We start from the raw sequence: 17,803 nt of genomic DNA, 5'->3' as shown, positions 1-17,803 counted from the left end.
TATTTTAGCAAGGACGATTTCTAAACAGAGTACTGTTGTTACGATATTGCTTTTAACAATTTGTTGTTTCAGCGATGGATTTTTGCGCGAACGCAAGCCATAAACGAGCAAAACAATCGATTTCGCTCAATTGGCACGGATTATCACTCGAATGAAAAGATAAAGATGTGAAAACAATCATAAACGAAGATTTATTTTTCAAAAATGAGACATCTTGCCTTAAAAAGCAGACAAACATAGGGAAGTGCTTTTGAAATCAGAGACTAATGCCACTCGCAACGAGGAAATGGAATGACATTAATCTTAGAGATGGGGGGAGTTATTAATAGTTTGATTTTCCAAATTTCGCATCAACCAGTGCGATTAAACAGCCACTGATCAAGCCAAATAAATGTGCCATGTTCGCTATCGACATTCCCATCGGCTCAGCAAATCCAATCACCAGCCATGCCAGCATAAAACCGACATACGCTTTTGGCATGGTAAGGCCCCGTTTAGGTGCTAACCAACCCATCCACCAGATGTAGCCCATTAAGGCATAAACAACCCCAGATAAACCACCAAAATTAGGACCATGAAGCCAAAATTGAGCAAACCCTGATACCAACGCTGATATCAAAAAGACTTGAACCAGTTTTGCACTGCCACTATGTCGCTCTAATTGCCCGCCGAGGATCCACCACCACAAGCAGTTAAAAATAATATGTAAGGCAGAAAAATGAATCAAAGCGTGTGAGAAAAATCGCCACACTTGCCACTGATCCCCATCCATAAATGGGAAATGGAATAGATCAAAAATCAGCTGTTGTAGGCCGAAGAACCACAATACATAAATCGCAATAACCACCACCATAACCGATAAGCTAAACGGCCCAGCCTGTGATTTAATCATCCCCATTAAACTCGGGCTACGATAATTGAATTTTGCCGTACGGCTTTCAGCTACATCCCAAGATGCGGCTTGGTACTTAGATTCATTCGGGTTACTTAAAAAAGTCTTGAGTTCAGACTCTGCTTCAACTTGATGTTGGATATCAACTAACCAGATGGCAAAAACACCTTCTGGTTCAGATGCTAAAGACAATGTAATACCACGCGACGCCATATAATCGATAAACGCTTGCGCCTGACGAGGATTATGGAATCCAGCTAATCGATGCATCTTTTCCTCCGACAAAGTATCAGATCGGCAATTGGTTACCATTAACCGATCTGTTGAACAATGGGTAAAGCCTGACGACGCCAAGCTTCAAAACCACCATCCAAACTATACACCGCTTCAAACCCTTGGTTAATCAAATATTGAGCAGCACCTTGGCTACTAATGCCGTGATAACACATCACAATCACAGGTTGTTCAAAATCAACCTGATTCATTAATTCAACCATGGTGTCATTCGTCAGATGATAAGCATTTTCAGGGTGTGCTAGCCCAAATGATTGAGGGTCACGAATATCCACTAGCACTGCCGGTGAATCTTCTTGTTGCAATAAGCTATATGCTTGATCAACTGAAATATGTTCGAACTGTTCCATTGCCTGCCTCTTGGTTCTGATAGTAGATATCGATCTTCCCCATCACAAAGTGTGACGATCCTCCGTTTTAGGATCCCGCCGATAACATGAATAAGAAAATATCGTTGTTACGTATTGTACCTTACTCAGTTACTCACAACCTCGTACAGAATGTAGGGGCTTATCCACACTATAAAGTTTACCGCTACGATAGGTGCCACGGGGCTTTAAAAAAACAGAAGTGTTACCTTGCAACCAAGGCGAGCAAAAAACAACCAGCTGTGGAAAAGCCTGTGGATTGCGTTGATAATGTGTTTTTAGATAATAGGATCCACTACATGTAGTGAGGATCCGATCATAAGCTGTGCATAACTAGCCATATAGCCCACAAGTATATTCACAAACGTGAGTTACATCGCAAAAACATCCCCAGAGATATCCCAACAGGAAAAACACCGTTTATCAGCATAATTTGATGATACTTCAAGGTGAAAGCGCCAACAGATCGGTAAATTCAATGCGTTAGAAAAAGTTACACACCGAATTTTAGTCACAAAAAAACCGACTATGATAAGTCGGTTTTTATTTTACGGCTTGTGGATAGCTTATAACGATCTAGATCATCGTTATCACGTCGATCCTAGTAAAAATCGCCTACTGCTTCTTTCAGCTTCTTCATGGCGTTTTTCTCAAGCTGGCGAACCCTTTCGGCAGATATACCGTAGTGATTAGCTAAATCTTGTAAAGTCGTCTTTTCATCATCTAACCAACGAGATCGCACAATGTGCTGACTGCGCTCATCCAATCCTGCTAATGCATTAGATAGACGGTTGTTAGTATGATTTTCCCAGTTATTTTCTTCATAACTTAAAGCGACATCAGACGCTTTATCTTCAAGAAAATAGACAGGAGCAGTGTAGCCGGCATCACGATCATCATCTTCATTTGGCAGTTCAAATGCGGGATCTTGTGCTGCTAAACGTGATTCCATCTCGCGTACTTCAGATGGATTAACACCCAGTTGTTCTGCAACCATTTCAACTTCTGCGTTATTAAACCAACCCAGACGCTTTTTTGACTTACGTAGATTAAAGAATAGTTTACGCTGCGCTTTGGTTGTCGCAACTTTCACGATGCGCCAATTGCGTAAAACATATTCATGTATTTCAGCTTTAATCCAGTGTACAGCGAAAGACACCAAGCGAACCCCTACTTCAGGGTTAAAGCGTTTTACCGCTTTCATCAAGCCGATGTTGCCTTCCTGTATTAGGTCAGCTATTGGTAAGCCATAACCGGAATAGCCACGAGCAACGTGTACAACAAAGCGCATATGTGACATTACCAAGCCTTTCGCAGCTTCAATATCGCCATCATAATGCAGACGTTCAGCTAACTCTTTTTCTTGCTCTGCGGTAAGCATTGGGTGTCTATTGACTGTCTGGATATAACTATCCAAGCTACCAGCAGAAATTAGAGCCATTGAAGACATCTCTTTTGCCATTCAAATAAACCTCGTGTGTTTTTTATACCAATATAACGTTATCTGAACACCTATAACGTTATCTGAACCTGTAATAGTGCCAAGAAAATAGGTCGCTTTGCAAGCGAGCCGCGTAATTTACACCATTTTCTAACAAAAAAATGTCAGATAGGTTCAATTTCTTTCAAATGACGCCCCGCAGAAAAGCGAGCTGCAAGTAATCCAAGGAAGGCCGCAGTCATCATTAAAATCAGGCTTTCATCCCAACTTAAACCCACTAAACGAAAATTACTGTCGTATAACATCGCGAGTTTTTCAACGGCACTGTCAAGAAGTATAGTCACAATTGTCGTGAGCACCCACGCAATAACGGCCCCAATTAAACCGTACCAAACACCTACATATAAGTAAGGTCGCAGAATAAAGCTATCTGTCGCTCCCACCATCTTCATCACTTGAATTCTATCTTTCTGATTCAACACTTGAAGACGTAGGGTGTTACCCACAATTAAAAAGACCGCAAACAGCATTAACCCAGACATCAGTAACGCCAAGGTAACAGATAGATCCTGAATTGCAGCTAACCGTTGTAGCCAGTCACTGTCTAATCGCACTTCATCAACCGTAGGCTCTGTGCGAATTTTAGTAGCGAGTTGTGCTGCTTGTTCATTATTCTGCCAATCCGGTGCTGGGCGCACAATAATGACCGCAGGTAATGGATTTTCATCCAGCAAACTGAGTGCTTGCTCAAAACCCGCATGCTCTCTGAAATCTTCAAGGCCTTTATCGGGTGAAATATACGTCACAGCTTCGATTTCAGGCCACGATTGTAACTGCTCAGAAAAATCAGCGCCGACTTGCTCTGAAGCATTATTATCTAAATACAACGTAAGTTGTGTCGGGTTTTGCCAAGCCTGTGCCACCAAGGTGACGTTTTTCGCTAATAAATAAAACGTTGAAGGTAACGTTAAGGCAAACGCTAAGACCGCGAGTGTTAAGATATTACCTAACGGACGCTTAAAAAGATCATTCAGAGCTTCAAAACACTGCTGTTTATGAATCGCAAAAAAGCCAGTTTGTTTACGCGCCACGAGCAAGCTCCCTTAAATGTCCTTGGTGTAAATCTAATCGACGATAATTATGTGTCGATAATAACGACGTATCGTGTGTCGCCATCAATACACACACACCAACGCGATTAAATTCTTCAAATAAACGCATTACCTGTTGTGATAATTCGGCATCTAAATTACCCGTAGGTTCATCTGCTAATAGCAACATGGGCTTGTTAACCACAGCCCGAGCAATGCCTACTCGTTGCTGTTCACCACCGGATAATTGAATCGGTAAACAACGCGCTTTATCAAGCAGCCCCACTTTATCTAGGGCTGCTGATACACGGCGTTTAACATCATTTTCAGACACTTGCTCTACCCGCAAAGGTAAAGCAACGTTATCGTAGACACTGCTGTCCATCAATAATTTGTGGTCTTGAAAAATGATACCAATATTACGACGTAAAAATGGTATCTGCTTATTGTCGATACGTGTTGTTTCGTGACCATTAAAAAAGATATGACCATCACTTGGTCGCTCTATGGCACAAATCAATTTCAGCAGGGTGCTTTTGCCTGCTCCAGAATGACCAGTTAAAAAAGCCATATCTGCGGACCGCAGATGAAAATCTACTTTTTGTAGCGCTTGGCTACCGCCACGATAGGCTTTACTTACCTGCTGAAATCGAATCACACGTTATTCCTCGTCACTAAATAGTGCTTCAATAAACTCATCTGCCACAAAAGGACGCAGATCATCAATACCTTCACCAATGCCGATATAGCGAATAGGGATATTGAATTGATCGGCAATGGCAAAGATCACACCACCTTTTGCCGTTCCATCAAGCTTAGAGATCGTAATACCTGATACTGGTGCCACTTCACTAAACAATTTAGCCTGACTGATCGCATTTTGACCAGTTCCAGCATCAACGGTAAGCATAATTTCATGCGGTGCAGCCGGGTCAACCTTCTTCATTACGCGTACAATTTTGCGTAATTCTTCCATTAGGTGACCTTTGTTCTGCAATCGACCCGCAGTATCGGCAATAACCACATCAACGTTACGTGCTTTTGCTGATTCTATCGCATCAAAAATCACAGATGCACTATCGGCACCAGTATGCTGAGCCACAACAGGGACGCCATTACGCTCACCCCAGACTTGAAGCTGCTCAACAGCTGCTGCACGGAATGTATCGCCCGCCGCCAACATGACAGATTTACCTTCACTCTGAAATTGCTTCGCTAGCTTACCTATTGTTGTGGTTTTACCCACACCATTGACACCCACCATTAAAATAACAAATGGCTTTTTGGTGGTATCAACAATCAGCGGCTGCTCAACCGTTGACAGCATGTCGGCTAATTCTTCTTTGAGTAAACCATAGAGTGCTTCACCGTCTTTAAGTTCCTTACGGTTAGCTTTGTCTGTCAGGTTCTCGATGATTTTTAACGTAGTATCCATACCTACATCGGCAATAAGAAGTTGCTCTTCTAGCTCTTCAAATAATTCATCATCGATTTTTTTACCGCTGAAGAGACCAAAGAAACCTGAACCAAAATTGATTTTGGTTTTCTTTAGACCACGCATTAAGCGAGCAAAAAATCCATCAGATTGCGGCTTTTCTTGCTCGTGAATGATCACTTCAGCCGCTTTTGCTGCTTGCGCTTCAGCTTCTGCCTTAGCAGCCGCCTCTACTTCTTCCGCTTTTATCACCGCTAAAGCTTCTGCTTCTTCTGCCGCTTTCGCTACAGCAAGTGCTTCTTCTTCCGCGGCTTTGGCAATTGCGAGTGCCTCAGCTTCTTCATCGGCTTTCGCTTGTGCAAGCGCATCAGCTTCTTGCTGAACTACAGCCTCTTTATTCTCCTTATCGTCTGTTGATTGCAGTGAATCAACATCCACCTCATTGGTTTGATTTTCTATCGTTTGTTCGGTTTGCTCGGTCTTCTCTTCAGATCCAAAACCCAGCCACGAAAATAATCCGCGTTTCTTTTTCTCTGCCATTGGCAAATCCTAGCCCTTGATTGGTACAATTTGCAGTCTAAAAACAGGTGTATACTATCATTTTCTAAACGGTCAAAAAAATCTATGACGAGACACAAGCAGCAAACAGGCCGAAATATGCCAAATAATCGCCGAGATGGGTTCGTTAGAATCATCAGTGGGCAGTGGCGCGGACGTAAATTACCGGTCCACGACGTTGAAGGTTTAAGACCCACCACTGATCGCGTAAAGGAAACTGTTTTCAACTGGTTAGCTCAAGACATTTATCAAGCTAAATGCCTTGATCTGTTTACTGGTAGTGGTGGTTTAAGTTTTGAAGCTTTGTCTCGTGGTGCCGAAAGCATCACTATGCTTGAATTAGACAAAAAAGCTGCAAATCAACTCCAACAGAATTTAACAACTCTTGGTGCCACCAATGCCAACGTTCTAAACACTGATAGTCTAAAATATTTAGCGCAAACAGGCACGCCTCATGATTTAGTGTTTATCGATCCACCCTTTCGTAAAGATTTGATACAAAATGTTATCGATCTATTGGAAGCCAATAACTGGCTCACTCCCCATGCAATGATTTATATTGAAGCGGAGAAAGAACTGGGTGAGATAGTAACGCCTTCACACTGGCGTTTACATCGCGAAAAGATAGCAGGCCAAGTCTGTTATCGTCTATTTGAAAGAGAGAAAGTATGAAAGCACTCATTGCATTAGCTAAAGCCGCTATCGGTTTTGTTTGGCTAATACTAATTATCAATATTTTCTCCCCGTTTCCGGGTGTTGCAGCGATGGCACTCTACATCATGGCAGGGTTCCTCTTCATGATGCATGGTTTGCAAATGCTCATTTTTATCGGCGCATTTGGCGATAAAATTAATATGTCAAAATGGGAAATGTGGTCGATTTTAATTTTCGGGATTTTTGCACTGCTCGATATCCGTCGTAAACATATGATGTAAAAAATGGGCAAGTATCAAATACCGATACTTGCCCATTTCACAATTAGCTGATTTTACAAATTCCAATTCAATACGAACCCGCTATGGCTACAAGCCCGCCATAACTACAAACCAATAGATAAATAGGCGCGTATACCATCTAAGAACATCTGCACTGAAATCATCACCAGTAATAACCCCATTAGCCTTTCAACGGCTTTTAAGCCCTTCTCGCCCAATAAGCGATTAAAGACTTCGTGGAACATCAAGATTACAAACGATCCCCCCCAAGCCAATAAGACAGCTAGCACCCAATCCCACATTCGAGTTGGATCTTGATTCGACAACAGCAATAAAGAAGCTAAAACAGAAGGCCCAGCAATCATCGGGATCGCCATTGGCACTAAAAATGGTTCTTCACCTGCTGCTAACCCTGTTACTCCACCAGGTTGTGGAAAGATCATTTTTATCGCAATCAAAAACAGTATGATACCACCAGAGATACTAACGGTTTCTGTCGAGACATGTAAAAATGCCAACATCTGTTTACCGCCAAATAAAAACAGCAACAGAATGATCAGTGCAAAGCACAATTCACGTACCATAATAATACGGCGACGTTTCGGCTCGATATGTCGCAGGATCGACAACATTACCGGCAAATTACCCAGCGGATCCATGATTAAAAATAACATGACCGCTGCAGACATTATTTCCACAGGGTGAACCTCAATCAGAGATAAATCGTAAGATTATTTCGAAGTAGATACATAATCAGCTGAACAGCTGAATTAAGAAAGGCGGAGTATAACAAATGAACAAAAAGGTGACGATAGAAACCACCACCTTATTTACAATATAATCGTTATATTTTTCGAGCCGTCATTAATGGCTACACATGCGCTCACGGTTCGCTGTAATCATGTCACCCTGAAGTACCACTTTCTGACGATCGAGCAAAAATGACAGCAACGCATCAAATGTTAAGTCTTGTTGGCTACAAGTATAAAAGCGTACACCTTCACCATACTCAGCTTCAACAGCATGCTTAAGTGAAGCAAGGGTGTATTCTGCATCTTCTGCAAGCAACAAATTAAGTACCGTATGGGCGTGAATAGATTGGTTCATGATTACACTCTTTACGTTATGGGTATTAAACCATTAAACCATGCTGATTTTTTTTTGATTTGATGCAAAACAAATAAGTGCATTTAAAGTACATGTTATGGTTTGGCTTCTATCTATACTATTACGGCTTTTCACACCCACACTGCCAACATATTTCAAACTGACCTTCATTTGTCTCATTACACTGCGTACAGATCCAATCACGGTATTCAGCCTGCTCATAATCTTGCAGTAGGCGACCCGCCAGAGCAGTGTACTCTGGTTCAACCCATAAGCCGACTTCAACGGCATTAGTAGGTAATTCCCCCACTGCTGAACCTAGACTCTCACCAGTAAGCCTAACAGCGATACATGCACTCTCTAGCATCCCTTTTAAACTGTGCGCTTCTAGGTTATTGGCCGCACTGTACACTTGAATCCATTGCTTCGACATGATTGCTCCTCTATACCCAAGTTACCTCAATAGACCGAGCATTGAGTATTCTTCTTTCTTTTATTTTAGGTATAAAAAAACCGCTGATAACAGCGGTTTAATAAAAGTTAGATAATTTACAACAGTAATGAAGCAACAAACAGTGATTGTGCTAAAAAGTATGTACTCATAATCGCACTGACAGAATGCTTGAAAGAGCCACGGAAGTGCTCTATTGCCAATAAAATATCAGATATCACAAAAATCAGCGCACCAACAAGTGCCAATAGCCCAACGGTCGATTGAGCCGTTAACCAAAACTCACCCGCCGCCCACGCCATTTGAGTGATCATCGCGATATAAACCGCAACAGGTAGGATTAAACGCCCTAAAGACGGCAGCAATAACAGAAAGACAATAATCCCCCCGGCAAATAACATGGCGGGTAACCACCACACGATACTACCTGAAAGCTGACTCCAGAAAGCCACCGAATAAACAATATGGGCCAATAAGAAGCTGATGAGCCCCTGAACAAAACGCTTTTGGGGTTGCATTAGCAACACATCCCCAATGATAGAGAATAACAAACCACCAAAAATGGCTTGTTGATAGAAACTGCCTAGCCCTGTTTGCCAAGCAACAATCAGTAACAACACCATGGTAAATGGCTTGAATAAGTAAAACTGCCATTTGGGCCCATGATAAGCCGCATTAATATGTAATAAACCCGATAGAGAGATGGCTAACCAAACCCACATAGCATCACCGATATAGTTATAAGCCGAGACAGTGTAGAAACCCAACCGCAATTGTCTAGCTTAAAACCTTCATAACTAGATCCCGCTAGAAAAACCATCATGAATTTTAGCCATATCCACCTCCAGCTGCATATTTATATCCCTGACATTAAACAGACACTAAATACTCATCGAATGCGTAAACTACCCCATAAACCACGCATGCTTATTGGATAACCTACCAAAATAAGCATTGGTGATCCCCACTCGTGAAAATCCTCATCATTTAGTATGACTTCCAATGAAAAACCAGCCTTAAACCACCTTACATGAATGATAATAACGAAAACAATAAGCAATTAAAATCAACCACTTAAAATCATAACGACCAATATAAACACCCGAACCAAAGCCAGACCTACCAAACATGCCTCATCGTTTTATACCATGCTATTAAATTCAACAATCTGAAATAAAACAGTGGTTTATTGCATGTTTTATATAATACAAATCTCATTATGTCATCTTTAAAAAATACCGACCCACCTAAAAGATACCTAGCAACCCCCAGCCCAATAATGATCCAATAAATAAATAGTTAATTTTATCATGACGAAAAGCAATATTAATCGCCATCACATTAGCAATTAAAATCAACAGGTTACGCGATAACTCAGCAACAAAAAAACAAATCGTTCAAATTAAGAACACACTAAAAAATACAGTTTATAGGAGCCAAAATGGACAATTAACCTCAGTTAAAACCACTTTTTTACACAAAAAGTCAACCTGAGCTTGCCTAAGCACCAAAAAAGATGCTATTCTCTTTATCAAGATGAATACAGCAGCTAACCAAGGAGACTTACTATGTTCACTTCTTCTCAAAAACAAGGACTTGTGATGATCGCAATAGTAATGGGCCTGATGACACTGCCTGTAATCTATTAAGTTCAAAAAAATTCCATAAAAATGGCGCCTTTCGGCGCCATTTTTGTTTCTACTGCTCATCTATATCCCATTCCAATCATTCCTCTTCTGAATGATGCTATTTAAGCCGAAACGAAGGGTGATTAATTCTTAAAATCGATACCTGTTTGTTTTTGATGCAGAGCAACGATATTGTTAAATCAACGCCTTAATTACAAGTCCATCAATTCTCACTGACACTCCATCTTGACGTAATACCCTTCTGGATAAGTCCGTGGTCAGCATTTTTGCGTAAGAAAAATGAATAATAAGGTGGAAATAATCTTAAATATAACGACGAAAAAAAAGCCCTGTTAAATAACAAGGCCTTCAGAATGAGATCGTGATATCGGTGTACTCTAAAGTGCTAGCTTAATATGATGCCAATGGACTGAATAAAACCATATCGCTAGGGCTGTAAAACCGAGTACGAGAAATACTGCTACCCCCCATATAAAACGTCCACTTCGCGGAGTAAGCTCTTTTTCACATAACTTGCATGCAGCTAAAAACCCTTTTTTGTCATCAAGTTTATAACCGTCTTCATGAACCGTTTTATTACGAACCGATGCGATAAAGCGTAACTTAGGCACAATTTCATGAGGTAAACGTTCTTCACTACTGCTAATTAACTGATGCAGTCCTTTTCCTTCAGCGTGATAATGCTGACGTAATAAATGCTCAATACGTCGAGTTCGCGTTACCACCATTTCAATATTAGCCATAAGCAGCCTCTCTTCCTGTTCTCTCTACCTTACAGCGACTTAAAATCCATTCAAAGCATCGTGACACTGATTTACATTAGATTTTAGCTTAGCCTTCAAAAAATTAATTTCACTAAGTAGAAAGTCATCTGATTATTCAATATTTTCCGTTACTGGTCAGCTTGATAAAAGCTCACCGTGAAACAAAGCTCACTAAATATATATCTGGATCCAATTTTCTGATGTTCATACATCAAAAAGTGCTTTCAGATCACTATTTCCTCGTCTTCTGATATTTACTGTTGTACTACTCAACAATAATGGGGGCTCTATCACCTATATCCACACATTTATTTGACTATCAAGGAGGTGAGTTATGCCGATATGGATTGTTTTCGTCATTATCACGCTACTGGTTTTTTCAGTTCTTTATTATGTTCGCTTTTATCGCCGTCATATCATCGGTGAAAATGCCGTTGAACAAACCCTTAATGTGACGATTCTCGAGAAACAAAGCACTCCAATCATTAGTGCAAGAGTCGGAGAAGATAACGAAGAATATTGGATTTATGTTCAACCAACCGCTGGAGGCCCCAAACGAGAATTCATGGTAGGCATTCATTACTACCATGCACTCAACTCTGGCGATCAAGGCACGATGACGTATAAAGGCAGAGACTTTTTACATTTCGCCTTACAACGAAGCTAGCTCATCATCTATCGACTAATACAATGCTGATAACGCAGTACATATCACTCTCGCGTTATCATCATTATGCTTTGCTTATAACTACGGGACCAACCATGCCGTTTTAGGGCTTTTTGCCAACCTCCAGCTGGATACTAGGGCCAAACCGCCACAAATAATCGTCCAAAATGGAATCATGATTATTGGGTGAGCAAAATACAGATCAAACGCCCGAACAGGCCATAAAAAAATGGGGTGCAGCAAATATACCCCTAGGCTGTATTTACTGATAAAGGCAAATTTTGACTGCCAGAAATTCCCCAGATTCTCACCGTAACGCTGGCATACAGCAAAAATCATCGCGGCTATGATCACGGTATTCAGTGTTTTATACGACATCCATCGACCCACCGTGTATTCATCCAGCACTAAACTCTTACTCACGACCATATAATCGGTAAGTAAGAGTGCCGCTATACCCAAGGGAAATAACCATTTCAATGGTGGCCAGCGATACTGAAACAAACAATAGCCCATCAATAGATAACCACTGTAGAGCACCAACTCCTGACTCCATGGACCATCAATTTTAAAGAGGAATAACGTGGTCAGTGTTAGCCAAAGGCACGTCATGCCAATCACTGTGCTTTGTTCATACTTACGAACAAATATTTGAAACAGAGGGATAATAAAATAGAGTGGAATAAAGTAGTAGAAAAAGCCGAGGTGATAATAGGTTTCGTGAACCGGTAAAGCTACCAGCGTATCAAGTGCTACTGTGCCATCAAATCCAGCGAGGGTGAAACCCGATAATCCCGCATAGAATATTGACCATACAACAAAAGGTAAGAGCACTTTGCCTAAACGACGCTTCACATAGTATTTGGCATCGAATTCACGCCTGTCACTCAGCATTAATGCACCGGTGATCATAATGAAAATAGGCACAGCCCAACGGCTAAAGCTATTAAAAGTTGTCGCTGTAATCCACTCGCTGTTAGGGATAATACCCAGCTGATCACGATATGGTCCCAGCACATGGATAACCACAACGGCGACAGCGGCCAAGCACCGCAATATATCGAAATACCAAACTTTTTGCCTCACCCTTACCTGCTCCTGTATTCAGCGATAAAGTCGAAACACGCAAAATAAAAGCGGCGTGTTTCGACTTTCTTGTTTGAATATAGCAGCCAGTAAGAGTAAGTACCTGAACTTACTCTTACTATTTGGTACAGCTAACACAAAATTAACAAAGGAAAATTACGGCTGTTGGCGGGTTGCTGCTAGAACAATTTCACGGATACATAGGTTTTGTGGCTGTTGGTACGCATAGCTGATTGCATTGGCAATATCTGAAGGGGCAATCACCCCTCCCATGCCTTCTTTCCATTCTTCATAGCCATCTTTGATATCGTTGCTTGTGGTATGGCTCAGAAGCTCGGTTTCTACAGCACCCGGTGCAATTGTGATAAAGCGTACGTTGTCATCTGCGACTTCTTCACGGATATTTTCGGTGATCGCATGAACCGCAAACTTAGTACCGCAATATGCAGCATGGCTTGGGAATGTTTTACGGCCAGCAACAGAGCTAATATTAATCACAGTACCGTGCTGGCGCGCTTTCATATCTGCTAATACGACATGGATACCGTTTAGTAGACCCATTACGTTCACATCGAACATGGTTTTCCATTCAGCAGGATCTTGATCATGCGCTAAACCCAGTAACATCATGCCTGCATTGTTAATTAAACAATCAACAGGACCAAACTGTGCTTCGGCTTCTTTTACCGCAGCTGAAAATGCTGCTGCATCGGTCACATCCACTTTACGGCACATTGCATTAGGCAGGTTCAGAGCTTCAAGGCGTTCAACTCGGCGTGCCAACAGTAATAAGGGATGACCTTCTGCTGATAATTTACGAGCGGTTGCTTCACCGATACCAGAACTTGCACCAGTAATAACAATTAGAGACTTAGACATAGATAAACCCTTTCATAAACATAAGAAGATATTTCATCACTATCACTGTTCGGTGATGTTGATGGAGGTAAATATAGATGCTTTATCTCTAACTGAAAAATATCCATTTCTTCTGATTACCATAAAAAAAAACTATGGATAGAACCTTCAATACACATCCACAGCTCGGTGACGCTATAGAAAAGGCCATTTGAAACATTGTTTTAATGACTAACATCGCATTTTGTCACATCAAATACCCACACAAAAATTAAGCCATCTGTATTCAGAGCCATCCGTTATAGGACAAAGAGTTAACTGGCACAGGAGGGGCATTCAAACGCATATGCCTACCGAATAACTTACTGCGGAATAATATTAATACCGCGACATTTGACTATAAATTTAACCTTGAGCAGACAAAAACCAAACAATTGAAACATTTAGAAACAAATCTACCTTTGTTTATATCGTTAACAATGACGTAACCTTTCGCCTCAGAAAAGAAGTACCCATTGATGGGATTAAAACGATAACGGAGGGAGTGATGCACTCATCAGCTTCACAGCAAACACCACAACAGCAGAAGAAAACGGTCTTTACCCGATTTCTTGATACCGTAGAATTTCTCGGAAACCTTTTACCTCACCCAATCACTCTTTTTGCACTTTTTTGTGTGGCGATTTTAGTCGCTTCTGGCATTGCCGGTTATTTTGGCGTTTCTGTTATCGACCCTCGTCCAGAAGGCGCAGCGGGACGTGCAGCTGATGGTATGATTCATGTCATTAGCTTATTTAACGCAGAAGGCTTACAACTTATTGTTGCTAACCTTGTTAGTAACTTCACAGGTTTCGCACCATTAGGTACGGTACTCGTCGCCATGCTAGGTGTTGCGATTGCTGAATACTCTGGCCTGCTTTCTGCTGCTATGCGTGGCCTGGTGATGGGTGCATCTCGTCGCATGGTAACGCTGGTTGTAGTATTTGCGGGGATCATCTCAAACACCGCATCAGAGCTTGGCTATGTGGTTCTGATCCCTCTTGCTGCAATGTTATTCCACTCATTAGGTCGTCACCCTCTTGCGGGTTTAGCGGCAGCATTTGCGGGGGTATCTGGCGGCTATAGTGCCAACTTATTACTAGGCACGGTTGACCCACTGCTTTCGGGTATCACTGAAACAGCAGCACAAATGATCGATCCGAACTACCTTGTTGGCCCTGAAGCGAACTGGTACTTCATGTTTGCATCAACATTTGCAATCACGATCATGGGCGCATTTGTTACCGAGAAAATTGTTGAGCCAAAACTAGGCAAATACAATGCAGAGGAAGCAAGTGAAGACCTTGGTGGCGATAAAATGGGTAAGCTTACCGATCTTGAAAAGAAAGGTCTTAAGCTTGCTGGTCTTGCCGCTCTTGTTGTATCAGTACTGTTAGCACTGACTATCGTTCCGGCAGATGGCATTCTTCGCCATCCTGATACTGGCTTGGTATCGGGATCTCCGTTCCTTCGCGGTATCGTTGCGTTCATTTTTGTATTCTTTGCTATTCCAGGCTTTGTTTATGGCAGAACAGTCGGCACAATGAAGAACGATCGCGATGTGATCAACGCGATGTCTAAATCAATGTCAACCATGGGCATGTACATTGTGTTGGTGTTCTTTGCTGCACAGTTTGTTGCTTTCTTCAAGTGGACAAACTTTGGCCAAGTCTTCGCCGTTGGTGGTGCTGACTTCCTACAGTCTATCGGTCTAACGGGCCCAATGCTGTTCTTCGCCTTCATCTTGATGTGTGGTTTCATTAACCTAATGATCGGCTCTGCATCTGCACAGTGGGCAGTAACGGCACCTATCTTTGTTCCGATGCTAATGCTGGTCGGTTACGCACCAGAGACGATTCAAGCGGCATACCGTATTGGTGATTCTGTCACCAACTTGATCACACCGATGATGAGCTACTTCGGGATGATTCTGGCGGTTGCTACTCGCTACCAGAAGAATCTTGGTTTAGGCACCCTGATTTCAATCATGCTGCCTTACTCGATGATATTTGTTATTGGTTGGAGCATCATGTTCTACGTATGGGTATTTGTTCTGGGTATCCCGGTAGGTCCAGGTTCAGCAACCTACTTTAATATCGCGGGTTAATCTTCCTTAGATAATAAACATCCTCAAGCCGAGATCATTATCTCGGCTTTTTCTTATCTGCGATTCAAGATACCGGGTGAAACGTCGCGTGAAATGAACACCTTGCCTAGAGCCCAACAAATTCTCGCTGAAACAAGCATCTTGAGGTAACGTGGATATAAATACTTTTTCATCGTTGGGCTACCTATTATGGATCTGCGTCTACTTCGTTTCTTTGTTGCCGTTTATGAAGAAAAGAATATTACTTTTGCGGCTGAACGTTGTTTTGTTTCTCAGCCATCAATTTCCAATGCCATTAAGCAGTTAGAAGAAGAGCTAAGTACACCGTTATTTATACGCCATAAGAAAGGGGTCAATCTTACAGATGAAGCTCATTACCTCTACCCATTAGCGATTCGGTTACTTAACGACATCAATCGTTTGCCACAATTATTTCAGCAACGAACAGAATGCTTACCGCTCACTTTGGGCAACTTCCCCGATCTGAGTCAAAGCCAACTGGCACGCTTCTTAGCCTTATTGACCCAACAAGTGCCCAATGTGCTGTTAGAGTTAGTCGATCACAGTGCTGAGTCTGATGCGCGTATCACATTGGATATGTTCAAGGCCGATGGTGAAATCTTCTTACCTCTGTGGGATGAAGATTATGTGTTATGCATGTTACCCAACCATCCACTCGCTGCACTGAATAAAGTCACACCACAGCAACTGCATCAGCATGACTTTATTGAGTGCCCACCGTGTGAAGCCCACCAGCAAACTATTGGTCTATTAGCCTGTGATGGTTTGGCGGTAAATTTAGTCGCCAAAGCCGAACATAAAACGCAGGTAATGCACCTTGTTCAAGCAGGATTAGGTATTTCATTTCTACCAACTGGTGTACTAGAAACAGCCAAAGAACTAGTAACTGTTCCCCTTGATGGCCCCCGTATGTTTCGCCGTTTAGGGTTATGTTACCCCGCCAATAAAACCCTCAATCCAGCGCTATCGGCAGCAGTAAAAGTACTCAGTCAATACGCACACAGCGATCTGGTCGGTACGGTGCTTACCGAGCAAAACACCGAGAGTTAAGTTTTATCTATCGCAACGATAAGTAAAATCGACTGTTTCAAATTACTGGTCAGATTTATGCTTGTGCTTCTATAAGGTTTGAAGCACAGGTTTTGCCCATGAATAGCACCCCATCAAGAGCACTAGTCGTAGAAGGCGGCGCAATGCGCGGAATATTTGCCAGTGGCGTATTGGATGCTTTTCTTGAAAATGGCTATATGCCGTTTGATTTTGCAATGGGGGTATCTGCGGGCTCAACCAACCTGTTAGGGTACTTAAGTGGCAATCATGGCCGTAGCCATCGGATCATCACTGATTACTCTCGTCGCCCTGAATTCATCAACTTTTCTCGCTTTACCCATGGCGGACACTTAACCGACATCCGCTGGTTGTGGAATACAACGACCCGAGAATTACCGCTCAATTTATTTCAATTCGAACAACGCAAGATTCCCTTTTTTGCAACGACCACAAACGTTGAGACTGGGCAGGCAGAATACACTGAGGTCACTCATAATAATGTCGCAGAAGTCATGATGGCATCGTGTGCTTTGCCGCTCGCTTATCGTGACTACCCCACAATAAATAAAACGCCCATGAGTGACGGCGGCATTGCTGATTCAATTCCGGTTATCGAGGCGTATCGACGTGGGGCGCGTAAAATAACCGTCGTACTTTCTCAACCGTTAGGTTACCGAAAAAGTGACACCAAAGTGCCATGGTTATTACGATCGATGTTTCATCATCACCCGCAATTAGCCGAAGCCTTGTTGCATCGCGCCAAGCGTTATAATGAAGCATTGGACTTTATCCAGCACCCACCCGCTGACTGTGAAATAACCATTATTGCCCCCAATAAAACCTTTCAAGTGGGTCGTCTGACACGCCACCTAGGTAAACTGGAGCACGGGTATTTACTGGGGCAACAAGCGGGATATCGACTTTGTGGGATAGTGCCTTGCCATGGTGAGCATTGCTTTGATGATACTGCGCTGATGGTTTAAGAGGAAA

General features: G+C 42.2%; 19 protein-coding genes. 6 read left to right on the top strand and 13 right to left on the bottom strand.

The annotated features are described in order from the left end of the window. Window positions 1–322: 322 nt before the first annotated feature. The 6 genes from glpG to ftsY form a co-directional block, all read right to left on the bottom strand. Window positions 323–1,162 carry a rhomboid family intramembrane serine protease GlpG gene (gene glpG / locus C9J47_RS16430; protein ID WP_107254480.1) on the bottom strand — a complete coding sequence of 280 codons (840 nt, stop codon included), beginning with the start codon at window positions 1,160–1,162 and terminating at the stop codon, window positions 323–325. A gap of 41 nt (window positions 1,163–1,203) precedes the next feature. After that, the gene (gene glpE, locus C9J47_RS16425; protein ID WP_107254479.1) at window positions 1,204–1,536 is read right to left on the bottom strand and encodes a thiosulfate sulfurtransferase GlpE; all 333 of its coding nucleotides are present in this window, start codon (window positions 1,534–1,536) and stop codon (window positions 1,204–1,206) included. A 619-nt stretch (window positions 1,537–2,155) separates the two neighbouring features. Beyond that, entirely contained in the window at window positions 2,156–3,016 is an 861-nt protein-coding gene (rpoH, locus tag C9J47_RS16415; protein ID WP_107241985.1) for an RNA polymerase sigma factor RpoH, read from the bottom strand. 143 nt (window positions 3,017–3,159) lie between these two features. Beyond that, on the bottom strand, window positions 3,160–4,086 hold the full coding sequence (gene ftsX, locus C9J47_RS16410) for a permease-like cell division protein FtsX (RefSeq protein WP_107254477.1): 927 nt from the start codon (window positions 4,084–4,086) through the stop codon (window positions 3,160–3,162). Next, window positions 4,076–4,744 carry a cell division ATP-binding protein FtsE gene (gene ftsE, locus C9J47_RS16405; protein ID WP_006233266.1) on the bottom strand — a complete coding sequence of 223 codons (669 nt, stop codon included), beginning with the start codon at window positions 4,742–4,744 and terminating at the stop codon, window positions 4,076–4,078. The genes ftsX and ftsE overlap by 11 nt, the downstream gene beginning before the upstream one ends. A 3-nt stretch (window positions 4,745–4,747) precedes the next feature. After that, window positions 4,748–6,061, bottom strand: a complete 1,314-nt coding sequence (gene ftsY / locus C9J47_RS16400; RefSeq protein ID WP_107254476.1) for a signal recognition particle-docking protein FtsY — start codon at window positions 6,059–6,061, stop codon at window positions 4,748–4,750. An 84-nt stretch (window positions 6,062–6,145) separates the two neighbouring features. On the opposite strand from ftsY, the gene rsmD reads away from it, so the two are divergent. Both rsmD and C9J47_RS16390 read left to right on the top strand, forming a co-directional pair. Further along, complete coding sequence (rsmD, locus tag C9J47_RS16395; RefSeq protein ID WP_107254475.1) at window positions 6,146–6,751, top strand: 16S rRNA (guanine(966)-N(2))-methyltransferase RsmD; 606 nt, start codon at window positions 6,146–6,148, stop codon at window positions 6,749–6,751. After that, complete coding sequence (locus C9J47_RS16390; protein WP_107254474.1) at window positions 6,748–7,014, top strand: DUF1145 domain-containing protein; 267 nt, start codon at window positions 6,748–6,750, stop codon at window positions 7,012–7,014. Before rsmD ends, C9J47_RS16390 begins: the two co-directional genes overlap by 4 nt. Before the next feature lie 104 nt (window positions 7,015–7,118). Here the strand turns inward: C9J47_RS16390 and C9J47_RS16385 are convergent, their stop codons facing one another. The 5 genes from C9J47_RS16385 to C9J47_RS16360 form a co-directional block, all read right to left on the bottom strand. Beyond that, window positions 7,119–7,712, bottom strand: a complete 594-nt coding sequence (locus C9J47_RS16385) for a YhgN family NAAT transporter (protein ID WP_036804254.1) — start codon at window positions 7,710–7,712, stop codon at window positions 7,119–7,121. A gap of 166 nt (window positions 7,713–7,878) precedes the next feature. Next, window positions 7,879–8,121 carry a YecH family metal-binding protein gene (locus tag C9J47_RS16380; RefSeq protein WP_011216966.1) on the bottom strand — a complete coding sequence of 81 codons (243 nt, stop codon included), beginning with the start codon at window positions 8,119–8,121 and terminating at the stop codon, window positions 7,879–7,881. A 121-nt stretch (window positions 8,122–8,242) separates the two neighbouring features. Then, the gene (locus C9J47_RS16375; RefSeq protein WP_107254473.1) at window positions 8,243–8,554 is read right to left on the bottom strand and encodes a putative signal transducing protein; all 312 of its coding nucleotides are present in this window, start codon (window positions 8,552–8,554) and stop codon (window positions 8,243–8,245) included. A gap of 116 nt (window positions 8,555–8,670) precedes the next feature. Beyond that, the gene (locus C9J47_RS16370; protein WP_107254472.1) at window positions 8,671–9,294 is read right to left on the bottom strand and encodes a lysoplasmalogenase; all 624 of its coding nucleotides are present in this window, start codon (window positions 9,292–9,294) and stop codon (window positions 8,671–8,673) included. Between the two features lie 1,304 nt (window positions 9,295–10,598). Further along, entirely contained in the window at window positions 10,599–10,964 is a 366-nt protein-coding gene (locus C9J47_RS16360; protein ID WP_107254471.1) for a DUF4145 domain-containing protein, read from the bottom strand. Window positions 10,965–11,319: 355 nt separating this feature from the next. On the opposite strand from C9J47_RS16360, the gene C9J47_RS16355 reads away from it, so the two are divergent. Then, window positions 11,320–11,652: a DUF2500 domain-containing protein gene (locus C9J47_RS16355; protein ID WP_107254470.1), complete on the top strand. Its 333-nt coding sequence runs from the start codon at window positions 11,320–11,322 to the stop codon at window positions 11,650–11,652. An 81-nt stretch (window positions 11,653–11,733) separates the two neighbouring features. On the opposite strand, the gene C9J47_RS16350 is transcribed toward C9J47_RS16355, so the two are convergent. Then, complete coding sequence (locus C9J47_RS16350; protein WP_107254469.1) at window positions 11,734–12,738, bottom strand: acyltransferase; 1,005 nt, start codon at window positions 12,736–12,738, stop codon at window positions 11,734–11,736. 156 nt (window positions 12,739–12,894) lie between these two features. Continuing rightward, window positions 12,895–13,617, bottom strand: a complete 723-nt coding sequence (locus tag C9J47_RS16345; protein WP_107254468.1) for an SDR family oxidoreductase — start codon at window positions 13,615–13,617, stop codon at window positions 12,895–12,897. Window positions 13,618–14,143: 526 nt separating this feature from the next. On the opposite strand from C9J47_RS16345, the gene C9J47_RS16340 reads away from it, so the two are divergent. From C9J47_RS16340 to C9J47_RS16330, 3 genes are all read left to right on the top strand, one after another. Next, entirely contained in the window at window positions 14,144–15,742 is a 1,599-nt protein-coding gene (locus C9J47_RS16340) for an AbgT family transporter (protein WP_107254467.1), read from the top strand. 189 nt (window positions 15,743–15,931) lie between these two features. Beyond that, window positions 15,932–16,813, top strand: a complete 882-nt coding sequence (locus C9J47_RS16335; protein WP_107254466.1) for a LysR family transcriptional regulator — start codon at window positions 15,932–15,934, stop codon at window positions 16,811–16,813. Between the two features lie 98 nt (window positions 16,814–16,911). Beyond that, window positions 16,912–17,796, top strand: coding sequence for a patatin-like phospholipase family protein (locus C9J47_RS16330; RefSeq protein WP_107254465.1), 885 nt, complete (start codon window positions 16,912–16,914; stop codon window positions 17,794–17,796). The last annotated feature ends 7 nt before the right edge of the window (window positions 17,797–17,803 follow it).

This window comes from Photobacterium indicum (assembly GCF_003026215.1).
GTDB lineage: Bacteria > Pseudomonadota > Gammaproteobacteria > Enterobacterales > Vibrionaceae > Photobacterium > Photobacterium indicum.
This window is presented reverse-complemented; position numbering and strand designations above follow the sequence as displayed.